Source organism: Bradyrhizobium sp. USDA 4504 (assembly GCF_054063995.1).
Window position 1 is genome coordinate 2214759 of sequence record NZ_JBSSGV010000001.1, and the last position, 17010, is coordinate 2231768.

Sequence of the window (17010 nt, forward strand, 5' to 3'; positions counted from 1 at the left end):
CAATGTCAGCTCAAGAGCACCTTCAGATGACCCGAGACGTGAACCGCGCAACAGGTCTGTCTGAGAAGCTCTACGAGAACGCTGGCCTGGTTTTCCCGGTTCTTGCAACGGGCGCCGCGCTTGCGGCGGCCAGCTTCATCGATCCCTACCTTGCGTACGTCGCAACGTCATGGGTGATCTTTGGATTACTCGGTCTCAGCCTCGATCTTGTCTGGGGGCGAGGCGGCCTGCTGTCCCTCGGACAAACGGCCTTCTACGGCCTCGGCGGCTATTTCGGCAGCATCCTTGCCATCAACATGGCGCCGCTGACGGGCAACACGCTCGTCTGGAGCCTTCCGGCCGGCGCCGTCTTCGGTGCTGCCAGTGCGGCTGCACTGGGCGCGATTATCTTCTTTGCACGAATGGGACCGTTGCAGGCGACGATCCTTTCGTACACCTTTACGCTGCTGTTGTGGTCGCTGACGCAATCCTTGAAGATCTCGGTCGGACAGGCGGAGATCGGCGGCGATAATGGGCTGTCGAATATTCCAGGCGTAGTCCTCGCATTCAGGCGGGGGGCGGAATCACTCGATCCCGTCGAGGTATTCGTCACGGTCGTCATTGTGTCGGCTGCCGTTTACTTCCTGTGCTGGTGGTTGATGCGCGGCACGTTCGGTCGTGTCATCGACTGCATTCGGATTGACCCGCAGAAGACGGAACTTCTCGGCTACGACATTCGCAAATATCAGGTTGCCAGTTTTTCTCTCGCAGGGGCGATCGCCGGGCTGGCCGGAGCGATGTTCGCGGCTTGGGCCAACTACCTTAACCCGTCGATTTTCTCGGTTCAGGAGGCGCTCCTTGTGCCGATCTACGTCCTGGTCGGCGGCCTCGGTACCCTGGCGGGAGCGTTTGTCGGTGCGTTCGCGATCGGCGGCCTGTCCTATTATCTGGGCGGCGGGGCCGTCGGCGGGCAGACGACGCTGATCCTTGGCATTGTTTTGATCCTGCTCGTTCTCTTTCTGAAGAATGGTCTGGTGGGCGCTATCGGCGAGCTCTGGCGAAGAACGCTTCCAGACGCGAATGCGGCAGCGCGCGATGCCGGGGCCGTTTCAATTGATCCCGGTGTGCTGGAAGGCATTCTTGTTGAAGCTGCGGAGCAGGCGGGGCCGGCGAAACGGCTTGCGACCGTCGATCTCTACAAGCAGTTCGGTGGCGTCATCCCGGTCAACAAGGTAACGCGCGCATTCGAGCCCGGACGACCTTATTCGCTGATCGGGCCGAACGGCGCCGGAAAGAGTTCGTATCTCAAGGCCTGCGTCGGCATCTACATGCCCGAGGCCGGATCAGTGGTGGTCGGCGACGTGGATGCGACGAACGCGCCAATCTTCGAACGCGTTCGCCAGGGTGTCGGCGTGAAGAACCAGAAGCCACAGATATTCGGCGAACTGACGGTGGATGAGAATCTGGCGATTGCTGCCTTCGCCCGGACTCGCGACAGGCAGGCAGCGGCTGATGTGAGCCGCCGGATACTTGCCATGCTGGGCTTCGAACAACAGGCAAAAGTCCAGGCTTCGGCGCTCTCGCACGGACAGCAACAATGGCTGGATATCGGCATGGTGCTCTGTCTCGCGCCCCGCGTCATACTGCTCGACGAGCCCGCGGCCGGGATGACGAATGAGGAAACGCGGGAGCTCTCGGCTCTCGTGCGGACGCTGGCGCGGCATACCACCGTGATCGTTGTGGAGCACGATATGGAATTCGTCAGGACACTCGAAGGTCACGTGACGGTACTCCACCATGGCCAGGTCTTTGCCGAAGGTGACATTGCTGAACTGCGCGCGGACGATCGGGTCCTCGACATCTATCTCGGGAGGCGCGAGCATGTTTAGAATTGTCAACGCGACCGGCGGATACGGGAAGACCGTTATCATCCGCGATGTGTCAATCGCAGTGGACAAGGCCGAGATCGTCGCGCTGCTGGGACGCAACGGCGTTGGGAAATCCACGCTGATGCGTTTCGCCATGGCCTTGATTCCTGCTTTTTCCGGCCATGTCGAGATCGAAGGCCATAACGCGCCGGAGTCGCCTGCCAGGCGCGCGAAAGCGGGCATCGGTTACGTGCCACAAGGCCGGTATGTCTTCCCCCGGATGACCGTTACCGAGAACATCGCGGTCGCGGCTGAAACCAATGGCCACAGCGGCCGCGTGGCGGTGGAAACTGCCCTGCGGGAATTCCCCATGCTCCGCCCGAAGGCAGATGATCTTGCCGGCGGCCTGTCTGGCGGGCAGCAACAGGTGCTGGCTCTTGCCCGCGCCCTGGCGACCCGGCCGAAGATCCTGCTCCTCGATGAGCCTACCGAGGGTGTCCAGCCATCCATCATCGACGAGATGGCCGGTATCCTGAAGCGCATCAACCGCGAGCGCGGGGTCGCCATTCTGGTCGCAGAGCAGGATCTCGATTTCTGCCTGTCGATCGCTACACGTGCCTATGTCATGGAGAAGGGCAGCGTGCGGCTCGAGACAGATCGCGACAGTTTGCGAACTGACAGGAAATTACAGCAAGAGCTACTCGGAGTCTGACCATGCAAAAGAAGCCTGAATCATCGGAGTTGAGCGAGGAGCAGCTCGGGCAGGTTGCTGCGACGCTGAAGCGAATTCGCGAAGGCCTTGACTGCGCGGATCGCCTGGTTGGATCCGAACCGTCCCACTACTTCACTCCCGGAATCCAGGAAACTATGCAGCTGTGATACAGACCCTTACCCAGCAGATCGAGGCGCTTGCGTCCGGCGTCAACTCGTCTTCAGAACTCGCCGCCGGCTCCCTTGATCGGGCGGCACGCCATGCCAAACTCAATGCTTTCGTTGCCCTCGATCCCGACCTTGTCATGCGGCAGGCAAGGGCGGCGGACGAGCGGCGGCGGCAAGGCAAGGCCCTGAGCCCGATCGACGGGGTGCCGATCGCCATCAAGGATAACTACCTGACCGCAGACTATCCGACGACCGCATGCTCCAATGCATTGCCGCTCGAGCGCCAGGGGCAGGACGCCACCATCGTTGCAAACCTCCGCAAGGCGGGGGCGGTTATCTTTGCCAAGACCAACATGCATGAATGGGCGTATGGAGCGACAAACTCGGCCTCCAGCTTTGGCGCCACCCGCAATCCCCGCAACCCTGATCACATTACCGGGGGTAGCAGCGGCGGATCCGGTGCCGCGGTCGCGGCCGGTATCGTGTCAGCTGCCCTCGGCAGCGACACCGGAGGCTCGATTCGTATTCCGTCCGGAGCCTGTGGCATCTATGGCTTCAAGCCGAGCTATGGCCGTGCCTCCCGCAATGGCGTTCTTCCACTCAGTTGGTCCCTCGACGCCCCGGGTCCGATCACCGCAGCGCTCGACGATATCATCCACTTGATGCCGTTCATCTGCGGTGAGGACGGCAACGATCCTGCCACCTTGCGGTCTCTGGCGTTCGGACCTGTCGGACGCCTCGACAGGCCTCGGCTGATCAATCTTGCTGGCGAGGGGCTGGAGCGCTCCGATGATGTTGATGGAAGCTTTTTGTCGGCGCTGAGGCGCTCGGGAGCCGAGGTTACCAATCGCGAGCTGGAGGGAGTTTCGTCCTACTTCGCAGCGTGGGAAGCGATCCTCCATTGTGAAGCATCTTCATATCACGCTGAGCTGCTTGCCCGAAATCCATCAGGGTTCACCGCCCTGACCAGGGCACATCTCGAGGCTGGAACCCGGATCTCCGGCGTCGAGCTGTTGAAAGCCCAGCGAATTCGTGGCCAACTCACCACGCAGCTGAACGGTCTTGGTGACTGGGATGCGCTCGTGCTTCCGACCTTGCCGGTCGTTGCTCCGAAGATCGGGGATGACTGGCAGACCTTTGGCGGCCGGCGGGTTACGACGCAGGATAGCATGACCTGGTTCTGCTGGATCGGAAACCTGGCAGGGCTTCCCTGCATTTCGATCCCGTGCGGAAGTTCGCCCGAAGGACTGCCCGTCGGCATGATGTTGATGGGACGGTATGGTCAGGACGAACGTCTTCTGGCCGTTGCACGCTGGGTGGATCGACGGATCAACATGGACGCATGACGATGGACGGAGCGACGGTCAAATTAGGCGTCCTGTTCTCGCAGACCGGGCCGATGGCTGTGACGGAGAATGCGAATATTGAAGGCGTTCTCATTGCCTGCGATGAGATCAACGCTAGCGGCGGTATCAATGGCCGGCCCCTCGAGCCGGTAATTGCCAATCCGGCTGGCGATGACCGGCGATATGAGGAATTGGCTACTGATCTCCTGCTTCGTCAGCGCGTCCGTGCAATTGTGGGGTGCTGTCTGTCGACCAGCCGAAAGAAGGTCGTGCCCGTCGTCGAGCGCTATAACGGCGTGTTGCTCTATCCATCTGTCTATGAGGGTTTCGAGTATTCTCCCAATGTGATTTACGGAGGGGCCGTTCCGAACCAGGTGATTGTCCCGCTACTGGAGTATCTATTCGCCAGTTTCGGGAAGGATGTCGGCCTGATTGGATCCGATACCCTGTACGCGCGCGAGATCAACCGCATCGTCAAGGAGTTTCTCACCGAGAGTGGCGGAAAAGTCGTCGGGGAGGTTTACCTTCCTTTCGCGACCACAAGAGAACGCTTTGAGCCGTTCCTTGAACAACTCGTTGCGAAGGAACCGCAAGCGATCATTTCAACCGTCGTCGGCGAAGACACCGTCGTCCTGTACGAGGCCTTCAACAAGGTCCGGCAAGGACGCAACGTTCCGATCGCGTCGCTCACCACAACGGAATCGGAGCTGGGCAGCATGTCGCCAGAGGCGCGTGCCGGCCATCTTTCAGCATTGACGTATTTCGGCTCGCTGGACACGCCGCAGAACCCGGAGTTTGTCGCCGCCTATCAAAAGCGATATGGCCTCGACAAGGTACCGGGTGTCTACACAGAAGCCGGCTATGCGCTCGCCCACATGTTTGCAGATGCAGTAAGGCAGGCCGGAGACTCCGATAGCGAGTCCATCCTTCCGATCCTGTCCGGCGCTGTATTCAGGGGGCCTGCGGGGGACAAGGTGATCGATCTCGACAATAACCACTTCCTGATGCGACCGATGATCGGCAGGGCTTCCGAGAACGGCAGCTTCGAGATTGTGTGGAAGAGCGCAGGGGCTGTTCGGCCAGATCCCTATCTGATTTCGTACGATCGTTCCCTGGTCGCGTGAGGCTCGAGGATGAGCGACCGCATTTCGCTTAAAGACCAGGATCTGCTGCGGCGCTTGCGCCGGATGCGGGTCCTCGTCATTCATCCTGATGATGAGGAACGCGCGCTGTTTCTCGCGCACATCAAGCGCATCGGGTGCCAGGTCGAGGGCGTCTGGCCCGCGCCCGAGACATTGCCTTCCTACGTCGACGTCGTCCTGTTCCTCGTCAATCCGAGCCGCGACGGGAAGACCCCGGGCTGGATGACCATGTCCGATGCCGTGGCAAGAATCGGCATCATCGCGTACGAGACGCCGGAGATACTCAGTGAACTTCATAGCCTGAATGTCCACGGCGTAATCTCCAAGCCGATCCGGATCTTCGGTATCCTGGCGGCACTAACCACTGCGGTCAGTCTTGCCAGTCACGAGGCGCGCCTGAAGCAGCGCATCAAGTCGCTGGATGAGACCCTGAAAGCGAGGCGGAAGATCGAGAAGGCCGTCGAGATACTCACTACCACGCGCAATATCCCGCACGAAGAAGCCTATCGCCGGCTGCGGGAGAAGGCGATGAACTCGAACACAACGATCGCATCGGTGGCAGAGGCGATCATCGCATCAAGCGACATCTAATTTAGGCGCTGGTCGATTCTCAGCTCCTGCTCTTGGTCCGGTTCGTCAGCGCTGCGCAGCACGGCGCGCGCCGACTTTCCGCGGTGCGTCCAGGTCAACGGCCTTGCGGACAAAGGTCATGGATGCGTCAAGCTCCTTGCCGTCGCGTCCCTGCAGAGAAAGCCTCGGGACGCGTTTCCCGCTCGCTTTCTCCGTAAGGATCGAATGGCGTTCCGCCTTTCCGAAGCAGTGGTCCTCGGCCCATTGCCGCAGGCTCACAGTTACCAGAAAGAGGTCGCGGCCCTTCCTTGTCAGCACGTACTCCTGGTAGCCGCCTTCGTCAGAGATCGGGGCCGTTTCCAGAACGTCGATCGAGACCAGATGTTTGAGACGGGCAGTCAGAATCCCCTTCGAGATTCCAAGGCTCTTCTGGAATTCGGTGAACCGCCGGATCCCGTCGAAAGCGTCCCGGATGATCAGCAGGGACCACCAGTCACCGATTTCGTCCAGAGCCCTGGCCACCGGACATTCCACATCCCCGAGACTCGTTCTTTTCATGATCGCTCCAGACTCGAAATTGCGTCTGGTACTAAAATAGGACTAGACAAGCGTTTGCGCAAGTGGTTCGATAATAGAACCAAATCCATCGGAGTAACAACATATGACATCTGCAACTGCCAGCGCCGCGACCAAGCGCAAGAGTGCCGCTCGTGTAGCGGTGGTCCAGTTTAACCCACAGGTCGGCCTGGAAAATCTGGAGACGAACGAGGCTGCTGTTCGCAAGCGCCTTCAGCAGGCGGTCTCGGAAGGGGCCAATCTGATCGTGCTGCCTGAGTTGGCGACGACGGGCTATTGCTTCGACTCGCGTGCGGAGGCGTTCGCGCATGCCGAGCCGGTGCCCGAGGGACGGACGATTCGCGGCTGGGAAGCTTTTGCCAAACAGCATCAGGTTTATATCGTCGGCTGCCTGCCTGAGCTGGAAGGGCACCAGCTGTTCGATACTGCTGTTCTGGTGGGGCCGGACGGCTACATCGGCAAGTATCGAAAAACTCATCTCTGGAACGAGGAAAAGCTGTTCTTCACGCCAGGCAATCTGGGCTATCCGGTATTTGAGACGCGGATCGGCCGGATCGGTCTCCTGGTATGCTGGGACATCTGGTTTCCGGAAGCCGCGCGTATTGTTAGCCAGCTGGGTGCCGACATTATCTGCATCCCGACCGGCTGGGTGTGGACGCCGCCGCCGCTCTACGATGCGAGCGGTACCTGCATGGCTGCGTACCTGACCATGACTGCAGCCCATGCAAACAACGTCTTCATCGCAACTGCCGACCGGATCGGCACCGAGCGCGGCGCCGGCTTTATGGGGAATTCCCTCATCGCAGGCACCAATGGCTGGCCAATTGGCCGGATTGCCGGACCTGAAGAGGACACGATCCTGTACGCCGATATCGACGTCGTCGAGGCCCGGACAGCACCGATCTGGAACAAGTTGAACGACCTGGTGAGAGACCGCCGTACCGATCTCTACGATCAGTTGCTCGGCTTCCGTGGGGCGTCGGCGCTTCCCCGATAACAATGTGATGGTCGCCGGGGCGCGTGGCCAGACCATGTTGCGCGCCCCGCGGCTCGCATGAATGGCGTTTTGCCAGCACTGAAGAGGTGAAAGATGCCCTACCTGCAAATCGACGTTCCGGGGCGTTACCCGGCCGAGCAAAAACAGCGCCTGGCCAGGCGCTTTGGCGAGATCTACGCCGACATCATGCAAGCAAACATCCGGCGGATCTCGGTGGCTGTTCGCGAGCTCCATGACGGCGGCGTCTGGCGTTGCACTGAAGGAGAGCCGTACGAGGCAGCTCTGTTGATGTGTGACATCCGGAAGGGGCGCCCGCCCGAACAGCGGGAACGCCTGGCACGCGCGCTCGTCAATGCCTGCGTAGAGATACTGGAGCTGCGGATAGATCAGGTGAACGTCGAGTTCACACAGCACTCCGGCGATGAAATGTTCCACCCGCTGCTTGGCGGGCTCAGCGAGGACTGGTCAGCCAATGAAGCACACTGAACAACTGAACGGACTGTCATCTGCTGCGTCCGAAATTCGGGCTCTGGCAGCCGGACTGTCCGCGGGACAGGCCAGCAGTATCGACCTCGTCGAAGAATGCCTCGACCGCATCAAGGACCCGGCGGGCGAGGGCGCCAGAACATTCATCAAGGTCTGGGATCGGGAGGCGCGGCTTGCCGCAGCTGCCTTCACCCCGGAAAGGATCGGTGAGACTCGTTCGCTGGTCGCAGGACTTCCGGTCTCGGTGAAGGACCTGTTCGACGTCAAGGGCGAGGTGACGCTGGCCGGCGCTCCGGCACGGGACGATACGGCGCCAGCTGCATCCGACGCTCCTGTAATCAGCCGGCTCAAATCGGCGGGCGCTGTCCTGATCGGGCGCACGAATATGACGCAGTTTGCCTATTCGGCGGTTGGGCTGAACCCGCATTTTGGCACGCCCGGCAATCCCTGGGATCGCTCCCGTACACCCGGAGGATCCTCTTCGGGGGCAGCAGTTTCGGTCGCAGATCGTATGGCGGTTGCATCCATCGGATCCGATACCGTCGGATCTATCCGCGTACCTGCTGCCTTTTGTGGAGTAGTTGGCTTCAAGCCTACCCAACGTCGGGTGCCCCGCGACGGTGCAATTCCGTTGTCGACGACCCTGGACACAGTTGGCCCGCTGGCGCGGTCGGTCGAGGACTGCGCGCTGGTCTTCGGTGTCATTGCTGGCGAAGAGGTGCGCCCGACGGACGGCTTCGATCTCACCAGTCTGCGGTTCGCGATTCCGAAAGGAAGGATGCTGGAGGGGCTCGATCCAGAGGTGGCAAGCGCCTTTGCGCGTGCATGCAGCACGGCGTCCCGTGCGGGCGCCAGAATCCTCGAGATCGATGTGCCAACGCTGGACGTGTTCCAGACCCTGAGTCCGAACGCAACCATCCAGGCGGTTGAGTCGATGGCCTGGCACCGCGATCTGATCGGCCGAAGGGGCGCCGAATACGACCCGAACGTGAGAGCGCGCATCGAGGCTGGGGACCGGATCGCAGCGACTGCATACGCCGATTGCCTGATGCGTCGAGAACCATTGTCACACGAGCTCGATCACCTTACCGCGGGCTTCGATGCCCTGATCATGCCGACTGTCCCGATCATCGCTCCGTCAATTGCGACTTGCATGCGTGACGAAGGCAGCGTCCGGGCCCGGATCATCAGGAACACGTCCCCGTTCAACTACTTCGATCGCCCATCGATAAGCATCCCGATACATGAGCCGGGAAGTGCCCCGGTCGGCTTGATGTTGGTCGGCCAACGCGACGAAGACTGGAAACTGCTGGCCATAGCTCGTGCTCTCGAAACCGGGAGAGGGAGGTGAACACCGGGAGCGAGTGCACGCCGTCGGAGTCCTGGGGCGTTCCAAATGCCCGGTCCGGGCGAACCATCTGCCAGCAGCTGCGGCGAGACCATCCTGTTGCGCTGCGGCAGACCAGGGTTCCGGCGGGCAATCGGCTGTCGACATGGCAGCCGGGAGAACGATAATGAAACTATCCTGGCCGGGTGAGAAGTGGAGCTGACTCAAGAGAACGGAAACGGTCACCCGGTCCTCATAGATTTTCATCGAGAGGATCATATTGCATGACGAGTGATGCAGGGCTCTATTTTGATCGAACGCCAGTGCATGATCTTGCCGCGTTGCTTCATTCATACAATGTTGACGAATTTAACTCGCCGTATCGATCAACTGTGCCGCTATTGGCGCTCGTGAAAGACGAACGGAACACGTTTCGCAAAGTACTGAGTGCTTGTCGGGTGTCGATGCCGGTGGACCTTCATTTTGAGTTCAAGGTCGATCATCAGTCGAAGGGGCGAGGGGCGCCGTCACACACCGATCTCATGGCGATCTCCGAGGACGTATGCATTGCTATCGAGTCTAAGTGGACCGAGCCTTCTTACGATACTGTCGGTACCTGGCTTTCAAAGGGCGGCGACTTACCGAACCGGGAGAAAGTGCCTAAGGGGTGGCTGGCCTTGATGAGGCTCGAGTGCGCGCCGCAATCGCTCGAAGAAATCGCCGATTGCGAGTATCAAATGCTGCATCGGGCAGCATCAGCATACGCTGCTGCGGCTTCTTTCGCTACGAAAAAGTGTCCGATGCTCGCATACCTCAAATTCACTTCGCCGGAAACGCCGGTTTCTGCTGCGATCGACGGAATGCTATGTTGATGCTTTGACGTTGCTCCACAAGCGACTGCGTCCAATGGATCTCCAGACCTATCTGGTTGAGATGAAAATGGCGCCGAGGGAGCATTTCAGACTGATTGCAGATCGTCCTAAAGCAAACCCTGCAATGGGAGTTGCTGTTCGAGGCGCATTGCAGGAGACTTCATTGTTCAGCTTCTCGGGCGACAATGTGTACCGGATCGGGACCTAGGCAACCCGAGGTGGGCATCCTTCCGCCGCCCGGCTGAACAACCCTGTTGGGGACGAGTAGCCGCGGAGAGCTGCCAGCGGTCATTTCAAAGCCGTCCACCTGCGTGAAGATAGCGGAGGAGCACAATGAATGAACCAGTCTCAAAGCATTATACCTTTGTCCCACGGCGAAAACTCTTCTTCCCCGTAGCCCAGCCGTTCGCTGGCAGTTTTTTGTCCGGAGGCGGTCGCCAGGATCAAATCGAATATCCTCGTGCCGGCCTCTTCAATTGTCTCCGTTCCGTCCAATATGGTGCCGCAGTTAACGTCCATGTCGTCGGGCATGCGCTGGTAAAGCGGCGTGTTGCTCGCCAGCTTCAGCGAAGGAGTCGGCTTACACCCGAAGGCTGATCCGCGCCCGGTCGTGAAGCACAGGACATTTGCTCCTCCCGCGACCTGCGCTGTCGCCCCGACAGGGTCGAACGCCGGCGCGTCCATGAAAACCAGACCCTTTTCCGTCACGCGCTCGGCATAGTCGTAGACCTCCACGAGATTGGTGGTGCCGCCCTTGGCCATTGCGCCAAGGGATTTTTCAATGATGTTCGTGAGGCCGCCGGCCTTGTTGCCGGGGGACGGGTTATTGTTGATCTCCATTCCGTGACTGGCAGCAAATTCGTCCCACCACTTCACGCGCGCAGCGAGCTTTTCTCCAACTTCTCGCCGAACAGCACGCCGGGTCAGGATATGTTCGGCCCCATAGCACTCTGTCGTTTCAGACAGGATTGCAGTTCCACCGTGAGCGACGATCAGATCAACAGCAGCTCCCAGTGCGGCGTTCGCGCTGATTCCGGAGTACCCGTCTGATCCACCGCACTGAAGCGCAACTTTCAATTCACTTGCCGGTACCGGCGTCCGTTGAATGTTGTTCGCCCGCTCCAGGCTTGCCTCAAGACGTTCAATACCCGCTCGTACCGTGGCTGCGGTCCCGCCAGATTGCTGAATAACAAGCGCGTCGCCCGCACTCCCTCCCAGCACGCCATCGAGATTGCTGACCTCACAGCCCAGTCCGATCATGAGCACTTTCGCGAAATTCGGGTGAGCGGCGTAGCCGGCGATACATCGTCGCAACGCTTCGATGCCATCGATCCTGGCATCAAGTCCGCATCCGCTCTTGTGCGTCAGCGCCACGACGCCGTCGATATTCGGATAGTTGGCAAGACGGCCCTTGAAATGGTCTGCGATCATGCGGGCGGCAGTCGCCGAACAGTTCACGCTGGTCAATACGCCGATATAGTTGCGCGTCGCTACGCGTCCATCTGCACGGACATAGCCATTGAAGGTACGTTGCACGGACGCGAGAGGCGTTGGTCGAACATCCTGGCCAAAAGTATTGCTGTCTTGGGAATAGTCGCTCATGCCGAGATTGTGGACGTGAACGTGTTCGCCTTGAGCGATGGTAGCCGACGCTACGCCGATTACTGAGCTGTAACGGCGAACAGCTGTGCCCGCGTCGATCCGACGTCGCGCAATCTTGTGACCGGCTGGAATCGGATCTATCGCGACTACCCCGTCCGACACGGTCTCACCAACGGCGATAGCGCGAAGCGCGATCAATACATCGTCGGAGCTGTTCAGGAGGATCGTTGACGGTTTTTCGTTTTGCGTCCGTCTGTCGGTTGCTCGCGCCGCTGAAATAACGTTCTGTGTTGCGGTTGAATCGGGATGGTCGCTCATACGCGCAGTTCCTGTATTGTTGGGTTGCCGGCAGGCTTACGCTTGATCGGCGAAGCATCTGGCGTTGTCTGGAGGAAGCGAACGAGCTCAAACGGTCGCCAGCAGGAAAGCGTTTGAGTCTTTCGTTTTAATAGAGGCGCCAGGCTATCAGGTCGCTCTATCCGTCTCTGTCAATTTGGCGACAATCGATCCGGTTCTCTTGTGATATCGATAGCGACGAGGGGCTCCAATGCTCGAGCCGTCGGGTTCTCCTCATGCAGCGTGGCCAGGACAGGGCATTGGAGCGACGGTTCGCTCCTGGCATTTGAGCCGGCGAATTCAGGAATGTCGTCGAGCTGCTGAGTGTGCGCGGCTCGTCGAAAGCAGTGAGGACCGAATGCATGACGATAACAAGCTCACTACCTGAGATTCCGCTCGCTTCAGGAATCCGTTCGCGGTACGTGGAAAACGTCAACGGTCTGCGGGTACACGTCCTGGAAGCTGGATTCAAATTGCCTGACAGGCCTTGCGTGCTGCTGTTGCACGGCTTTCCCGAATTGGCCTTCTGCTGGCGCAAGTTGATGATTCCCCTGGCCGAGGCCGGTTATCATGTGATTGCACCTGACCAACGGGGCTACGGGCGTACAAGCGGGTGGGATCCAGACTACGACGGCGATCTTGCTTCCTTTCGGCTAACGAACCTCGTTCGCGATGCGATCGGCGTTGTTGCGGCGTTTGGCTACGATGCCGTCGATGCCGTCATCGGACACGACTTCGGCTCCGCAGTCGCCGCCTGGTGTGGGCTAATACGACCGGATGTATTCCGGTCCGTGGTCATGATGAGCGCGCCGTTCGCCGGGGCGCCTCGGCTTCCGTTCAATTCGGTAAATAAAGTTGCTGTTTCTCCACCGGAAGACCTCGTTCATCGTGAACTCGCGGCCTTGCCGCGGCCGCGGAAGCACTATCAATGGTACTATACGACGCGGGAAGCTGACAGACACATGCGCCATGCTCCGCAGGGAGTGCATGCGTTCTTGCGGGCTTACTATCACTACAAGAGCGCTGATTGGAAAGGCGAGGCGCCATATCCGCTAAAGTCGTGGTCGGCGGCCGAGCTCGCAAACATGCCGACTTACTACATCATGGAGCGGGACAAGGATATGCCAGCTACCGTGGCAGAGCATATGCCGTCAGCAGCTGCAGTTGCCGCCAACCAATGGCTCCCGGATACCGATCTGTCGTTCTGCAGTGCAGAGTTTGCCCGTACTGGCTTTCAGGGGGGTCTGCAGTGGTATCGCTGTGCTCTCTCAAGCAGGTTCAATTCCGAACTGCAAATCTGGTCGGGTCGCAGTATTGACGTCCCGTCTCTCTTCGTTGCTGGCAAGCAGGATTGGGGCATCTATCAACACCCCGGAGCCTATGAATCGATGCGGGCCACGGTCTGTTCAAGAATGGCTGCCTGCCACTTGATCGACGGAGCTGGACACTGGGTGCAGCAGGAACGGCCGGCTGAGGTCGGCGGCCTGCTACAGGCATTTCTGCGCGACACGTTTGGGAACGGACGAGACCGCCGATAGCTCATCACCTCTGAGTGCTCGGAAGCGCTGGGACATAATGGCTTGTGATGACCTGCGGTCTGGTCACCGGGCTTTCGTAAAACTGGCAGCCAGTTCCGCTCGATTTGCGCAGCCGAATTTCTCGAGCACTCGGCTGATATGAGTTCGTACGGTGCCAAAACTAATGCCTAACACGCGAGCAATGTCACGGTCTGTACACCCACGTGATACCAGTTCGGTGATCTCACGTTCCCGGGTGGTCAGGCCGTCGCTATGAGTGTGTCCCCGTAACAACGCGGACCGGATGAACGGTTCCAGGACGTCCAGCAGCACCTTTTCCCGTTCGTCGAAATTTGTCTTTCCGCGCCGCCGCCAGATCCGGAAATCGCCCAAGTCGCGATTCCGTTGATCGAACATGTAGATATTGATGCCCCATTCGAGCGCATCGCGCTGCAGGTAGTCGTTATAGAATTCGGTCTTGATTAGCTCGCGCCGGTCCAGGACCTCATCGACGATCGTGGCGCGCCGCGCCGCTCGCAAACGCGAGGTTATGGGATCATTGAACTGGTACCAATCATCGTAGAGCGATCGGATTTCCGGCGGGGCGCCCACGTAGATCGATTCACAGAATCGCTGCTTTGTCTCCTGCCAGACACAAGAGCAGCCGCCGTCAGCACGAAGGAGTTTGACGAGGTCACTGAGTGCGGCCCGCCGAACGTCATCCTGCGCACTCAGCCGTTCCAGGCGGTGGACGATGTCAGCAAAGAGCTTCAGCTCGCTCGACGTGATGTCCCGGATATGCGGTGTCATACCCCAATCCTCCCCAGTGTAAATTTTATGCAAGGTGCGCGCCAAGTACAGCTCGGCAGCTGACACCCAATTCGCCGGCGGACAATGACCTCACACGGCCCCCGCCGGTGCAGGGTCATGTAGCCAAACCACCATCGGCAATAATGCCGATGCCGCCCCGAATTCCAGATCGCTACAAGCTCAACAGCAAACAGGACCGGGGGACGATCCGCTCGAAGGTAGCATGGGCCGATTGGCAGTCAATCGAAGTACTTGCTTCGATCTGGGTAGATCTGTCCTCGCTCCTGCCGGGAGATGATCTGAGGCCCTCAGGATGGATACGGCGACATGGCTCCCAAAAGCTCTTCGCGAGCTTTTTGGGGTGGGGCGGCTATTGAGCGCTACAGATTTAGTTGGCCGGATACGGAGAACCAGATGCACTATCTAGCACTTTCAGAGCTGTCCATTTTGCTCAGGACGAAAGCCATCTCTCCGGTCGAACTCGTCAAACACATGCTCAACCGGATCAATGCCCTTGATCCGCAGCTTGAGTCCTACGTGACGGTAACCGCGCAGCGCGCTCTGGAGCAGGCCGACCGCGCGGAGCGCGAGATCGGATCTGGACGGTGGCGTGGCCCTCTCCACGGTGTTCCGCTGGCTTACAAGGATATTTTCTACACGGATTTTGCCCTGACAACGGCAGGTACGGCGATACACAAGAGCTTTCAGCCGACCTACAGCGCGACCGCGGTGCGGCGGCTGGAGGCGGCGGGTGCTATTTCGCTCGGAAAACTGAAAACGACGGAGCAGGCGTGGACAGAACATCATCCGACCGTCGCGGCGCCCAAAAACCCCTGGGGTGCCGAGCTATATGCAGGCGCGTCCTCCAGCGGATCGGGCGTCGCCACGGCTGCCGGCCTGACTTTCGGTGCGCTCGGCTCTGACACCGGCGGTTCGATCCGTTTTCCCAGCGCGGTCAACGGCGTGACGGGTCTCAAGCCAACGTGGGGGCGTGTCAGCCGCCACGGCGTCTTCGAACTGGCTGCTTCCCTTGATCACGTCGGGCCAATGACGCGGTCGGCTGTCGATTGTGCGATCATGCTCGGAGCCATCGCCGGCGCGGATCCTGCCGATCCGACCGCTGTGCACGATTCAGTAGAAGATTACCAGGCGGCAGCCTTGCGGAGCGTTGCGGGGATGCGGATCGGACTGCCGCGTGTCTACGCGACCGAAGGCGTCGACCCTGGCATCGTGGCGGTGTGGCAGGCAGCGGCAAAGGTTTTCGAGGACCTTGGCGCGATCGTTGAAGAAATTTCATTCCCCGAATGGCGGAACGCTGCGTCGACCTGGCCGATTCTGTGTTCGTCCGAGACAGCGTTAACGCATGCGGCGACATATCCGTCGAAATCCGAGAGTTACGGATCAGCGCTATCGGCACTTATCGATCTGGGACGGAGCAGCACGGCAATGGATCTCGCGTCCGCGCAGCATGCGCGTCTGGAATTTTCGAGCCGTCTTCGCGCCAAGTTCAGTAACCTCGACGTCATTCTCGTCCCCGTGACCATCTGGCCGACCCCGACCACCGCCGCCACCGCCGACATTCTTCAGATCTCTCCCCTTGAGGATCTGCTCCGCTTCACCTGTGTCTTTGACAGCACGGGAAGTCCAACCCTGACTCTACCCGGGGGCTTCGACGACCGGGGTGCACCGATGGCAATTCAGCTCATCGGAGCGCACTTTGATGAGGCCGCCGTTCTACAGGCTGGTGCAGCGTTCCAACGAGCAACCGACTGGCATTCGAGACACTCGAGGCACTTTCCGTAGTGACCTGACAGGTTTCAGCGGGTGAGTTGGATCGCCACACATGGCTAGTACGTTCGTTGCGGTGTTCGAGATCGCGAGCTTCGGCGCGATCATCGTCCTTTTCGTGCTGGGGCTCGGCATCATCGCCAGCATGATGGGCATCTTCAACTTCGCGCAGGGCGAGTTCGTGCTGCTCGGAGCCTACGTCACCTATCTGGCTTACGCCCACGGGGCGCCTATCTGGGCCGGCATGGTTGCGGCGCCCGTCGTGGTCGGCGCGTTCGGCTTCGTGCTGGAAGCGCTCATCATCCGGCGCTTCTATGCGGCGCCGATCGTGGCGATGCTCGGTACCTATGCGCTCGGCCTGATCATCCGCGAAAGCGTACGCGGCCTGATCGGCGGTTTCTATCTGACGGTGCCGGAGCCGGTCGGTGGCTCGATCGACGTTGGTGCCATCCACATCTCGGCCTGGCGCTTCACCATCATCGTGATCACGCTGCTGGTGATGGGCGCCTGCTATCTTCTGCTGGCACGCACCTCGTTCGGATTGCGCGTGCGCGCCACGCTGGAGAACCCGGGACTGGCGCGCGCCTCGGGTATCTCGACGCCCCTGATCTACGGCGCGACGTTTGCGTTCGGCGCGGCGCTGGCCGGGCTTGCCGGCGCGCTGATCGTGCCAGTGTTCAGCCTGTTTGCCGATCTCGGCATCCGTTTCCTGATCCAGGGTTTCGTTGCCGTGATGGTCGGCGGGGTCGGATCCTTCATCGGCCCGGTCGCCGGCGCCGGCGTCATCGGCACGCTCAGCGCCGCGCTGCCATGGGTCATGTCGCCCGTCGTCGCCGACGTCCTCGTCTTCGTGCTCGCGATTGTGTTCATCAAGTTCCGGCCGCAAGGCCTCATTGCAGGGAAAGGGGTCTAATC

17 protein-coding genes are annotated in these 17010 nt (G+C 60.0%); 14 read left to right on the forward strand and 3 right to left on the reverse strand.

Going from position 1 to position 17010, the window contains the following annotated elements; translation table 11 throughout:
- The first annotated feature begins 26 nt into the window (after positions 1 to 26).
- From ACVMB1_RS09760 to ACVMB1_RS09785, 6 genes are read left to right on the forward strand one after another with little or no spacing between them, the layout of a single operon-like run.
- The gene (locus ACVMB1_RS09760) at positions 27 to 1868 is read left to right on the forward strand and encodes an ABC transporter permease subunit (RefSeq protein WP_200844637.1); all 1842 of its coding nucleotides are present in this window, start codon (positions 27 to 29) and stop codon (positions 1866 to 1868) included.
- Positions 1861 to 2559, forward strand: a complete 699-nt coding sequence (locus ACVMB1_RS09765) for an ABC transporter ATP-binding protein (RefSeq protein ID WP_076826649.1) — start codon at positions 1861 to 1863, stop codon at positions 2557 to 2559. Before ACVMB1_RS09760 ends, ACVMB1_RS09765 begins: the two co-directional genes overlap by 8 nt.
- A gap of 2 nt (positions 2560 to 2561) precedes the next feature.
- Positions 2562 to 2726, forward strand: a complete 165-nt coding sequence (locus ACVMB1_RS09770; protein ID WP_158074175.1) for a hypothetical protein — start codon at positions 2562 to 2564, stop codon at positions 2724 to 2726.
- The gene (locus ACVMB1_RS09775; protein ID WP_076826651.1) at positions 2723 to 4072 is read left to right on the forward strand and encodes an amidase; all 1350 of its coding nucleotides are present in this window, start codon (positions 2723 to 2725) and stop codon (positions 4070 to 4072) included. The genes ACVMB1_RS09770 and ACVMB1_RS09775 overlap by 4 nt, the downstream gene beginning before the upstream one ends.
- Positions 4069 to 5196, forward strand: a complete 1128-nt coding sequence (locus tag ACVMB1_RS09780) for a transporter substrate-binding domain-containing protein (protein ID WP_210254775.1) — start codon at positions 4069 to 4071, stop codon at positions 5194 to 5196. Before ACVMB1_RS09775 ends, ACVMB1_RS09780 begins: the two co-directional genes overlap by 4 nt.
- Before the next feature lie 9 nt (positions 5197 to 5205).
- Positions 5206 to 5805, forward strand: a complete 600-nt coding sequence (locus ACVMB1_RS09785; protein ID WP_076826653.1) for an ANTAR domain-containing response regulator — start codon at positions 5206 to 5208, stop codon at positions 5803 to 5805.
- A gap of 45 nt (positions 5806 to 5850) precedes the next feature.
- On the opposite strand, the gene ACVMB1_RS09790 is transcribed toward ACVMB1_RS09785, so the two are convergent.
- On the reverse strand, positions 5851 to 6342 hold the full coding sequence (locus ACVMB1_RS09790) for a winged helix-turn-helix transcriptional regulator (RefSeq protein WP_083714952.1): 492 nt from the start codon (positions 6340 to 6342) through the stop codon (positions 5851 to 5853).
- Between the two features lie 103 nt (positions 6343 to 6445).
- Here ACVMB1_RS09790 and ACVMB1_RS09795 point away from each other — a divergent pair, with 103 nt between their 5' ends.
- The 5 genes from ACVMB1_RS09795 to ACVMB1_RS09815 all read left to right on the forward strand — a co-directional run bounded on the left by ACVMB1_RS09795 (position 6446) and on the right by ACVMB1_RS09815 (position 10250).
- Positions 6446 to 7357 carry a nitrilase family protein gene (locus tag ACVMB1_RS09795; protein ID WP_076826657.1) on the forward strand — a complete coding sequence of 304 codons (912 nt, stop codon included), beginning with the start codon at positions 6446 to 6448 and terminating at the stop codon, positions 7355 to 7357.
- A gap of 93 nt (positions 7358 to 7450) precedes the next feature.
- Positions 7451 to 7843, forward strand: a complete 393-nt coding sequence (locus ACVMB1_RS09800; protein ID WP_076826658.1) for a tautomerase family protein — start codon at positions 7451 to 7453, stop codon at positions 7841 to 7843.
- Positions 7830 to 9194: an amidase gene (locus tag ACVMB1_RS09805; RefSeq protein ID WP_076826660.1), complete on the forward strand. Its 1365-nt coding sequence runs from the start codon at positions 7830 to 7832 to the stop codon at positions 9192 to 9194. Before ACVMB1_RS09800 ends, ACVMB1_RS09805 begins: the two co-directional genes overlap by 14 nt.
- Before the next feature lie 260 nt (positions 9195 to 9454).
- Entirely contained in the window at positions 9455 to 10042 is a 588-nt protein-coding gene (locus ACVMB1_RS09810; RefSeq protein ID WP_141339940.1) for a DUF6946 family protein, read from the forward strand.
- A 34-nt stretch (positions 10043 to 10076) separates the two neighbouring features.
- Positions 10077 to 10250: a hypothetical protein gene (locus ACVMB1_RS09815; RefSeq protein WP_253641372.1), complete on the forward strand. Its 174-nt coding sequence runs from the start codon at positions 10077 to 10079 to the stop codon at positions 10248 to 10250.
- A 140-nt stretch (positions 10251 to 10390) separates the two neighbouring features.
- Here the strand turns inward: ACVMB1_RS09815 and ACVMB1_RS09820 are convergent, their stop codons facing one another.
- Positions 10391 to 11962 carry a UxaA family hydrolase gene (locus ACVMB1_RS09820; RefSeq protein ID WP_083714954.1) on the reverse strand — a complete coding sequence of 524 codons (1572 nt, stop codon included), beginning with the start codon at positions 11960 to 11962 and terminating at the stop codon, positions 10391 to 10393.
- Between the two features lie 380 nt (positions 11963 to 12342).
- Here ACVMB1_RS09820 and ACVMB1_RS09825 point away from each other — a divergent pair, with 380 nt between their 5' ends.
- The gene (locus ACVMB1_RS09825) at positions 12343 to 13518 is read left to right on the forward strand and encodes an alpha/beta hydrolase (protein ID WP_141339939.1); all 1176 of its coding nucleotides are present in this window, start codon (positions 12343 to 12345) and stop codon (positions 13516 to 13518) included.
- A 63-nt stretch (positions 13519 to 13581) separates the two neighbouring features.
- Here the strand turns inward: ACVMB1_RS09825 and ACVMB1_RS09830 are convergent, their stop codons facing one another.
- A complete protein-coding gene (locus ACVMB1_RS09830) occupies positions 13582 to 14307 on the reverse strand; it encodes a helix-turn-helix transcriptional regulator (protein ID WP_076826756.1) in 726 nt (241 codons plus the stop codon).
- 414 nt (positions 14308 to 14721) lie between these two features.
- Here ACVMB1_RS09830 and ACVMB1_RS09835 point away from each other — a divergent pair, with 414 nt between their 5' ends.
- Complete coding sequence (locus ACVMB1_RS09835; protein ID WP_076826666.1) at positions 14722 to 16110, forward strand: amidase; 1389 nt, start codon at positions 14722 to 14724, stop codon at positions 16108 to 16110.
- Positions 16111 to 16150: 40 nt separating this feature from the next.
- Positions 16151 to 17008 (forward strand): branched-chain amino acid ABC transporter permease, encoded by an 858-nt coding sequence (locus ACVMB1_RS09840; protein ID WP_076826668.1) that lies wholly within the window; start codon positions 16151 to 16153, stop codon positions 17006 to 17008.
- Positions 17009 to 17010 lie beyond the last annotated feature (2 nt).

Bases quoted from the DNA above. Each gene is read 5' to 3' on its own strand.
- ACVMB1_RS09760 (WP_200844637.1), top strand. From the start codon at position 27: ATGACCCGAGACGTGAACCGCGCAACAGGTCTGTCTGAGAAGCTCTAC.
- ACVMB1_RS09765 (WP_076826649.1), top strand. From the start codon at position 1,861: ATGTTTAGAATTGTCAACGCGACCGGCGGATACGGGAAGACCGTTATC.
- ACVMB1_RS09770 (WP_158074175.1), top strand. From the start codon at position 2,562: ATGCAAAAGAAGCCTGAATCATCGGAGTTGAGCGAGGAGCAGCTCGGG.
- ACVMB1_RS09780 (WP_210254775.1), top strand. From the start codon at position 4,069: ATGACGATGGACGGAGCGACGGTCAAATTAGGCGTCCTGTTCTCGCAG.
- ACVMB1_RS09785 (WP_076826653.1), top strand. From the start codon at position 5,206: ATGAGCGACCGCATTTCGCTTAAAGACCAGGATCTGCTGCGGCGCTTG.
- ACVMB1_RS09790 (WP_083714952.1), bottom strand. From the start codon at position 6,342: ATGAAAAGAACGAGTCTCGGGGATGTGGAATGTCCGGTGGCCAGGGCT.
- ACVMB1_RS09795 (WP_076826657.1), top strand. From the start codon at position 6,446: ATGACATCTGCAACTGCCAGCGCCGCGACCAAGCGCAAGAGTGCCGCT.
- ACVMB1_RS09800 (WP_076826658.1), top strand. From the start codon at position 7,451: ATGCCCTACCTGCAAATCGACGTTCCGGGGCGTTACCCGGCCGAGCAA.
- ACVMB1_RS09805 (WP_076826660.1), top strand. From the start codon at position 7,830: ATGAAGCACACTGAACAACTGAACGGACTGTCATCTGCTGCGTCCGAA.
- ACVMB1_RS09810 (WP_141339940.1), top strand. From the start codon at position 9,455: ATGACGAGTGATGCAGGGCTCTATTTTGATCGAACGCCAGTGCATGAT.
- ACVMB1_RS09815 (WP_253641372.1), top strand. From the start codon at position 10,077: ATGGATCTCCAGACCTATCTGGTTGAGATGAAAATGGCGCCGAGGGAG.
- ACVMB1_RS09820 (WP_083714954.1), bottom strand. From the start codon at position 11,962: ATGAGCGACCATCCCGATTCAACCGCAACACAGAACGTTATTTCAGCG.
- ACVMB1_RS09825 (WP_141339939.1), top strand. From the start codon at position 12,343: ATGACGATAACAAGCTCACTACCTGAGATTCCGCTCGCTTCAGGAATC.
- ACVMB1_RS09830 (WP_076826756.1), bottom strand. From the start codon at position 14,307: ATGACACCGCATATCCGGGACATCACGTCGAGCGAGCTGAAGCTCTTT.
- ACVMB1_RS09835 (WP_076826666.1), top strand. From the start codon at position 14,722: ATGCACTATCTAGCACTTTCAGAGCTGTCCATTTTGCTCAGGACGAAA.
- ACVMB1_RS09840 (WP_076826668.1), top strand. From the start codon at position 16,151: ATGGCTAGTACGTTCGTTGCGGTGTTCGAGATCGCGAGCTTCGGCGCG.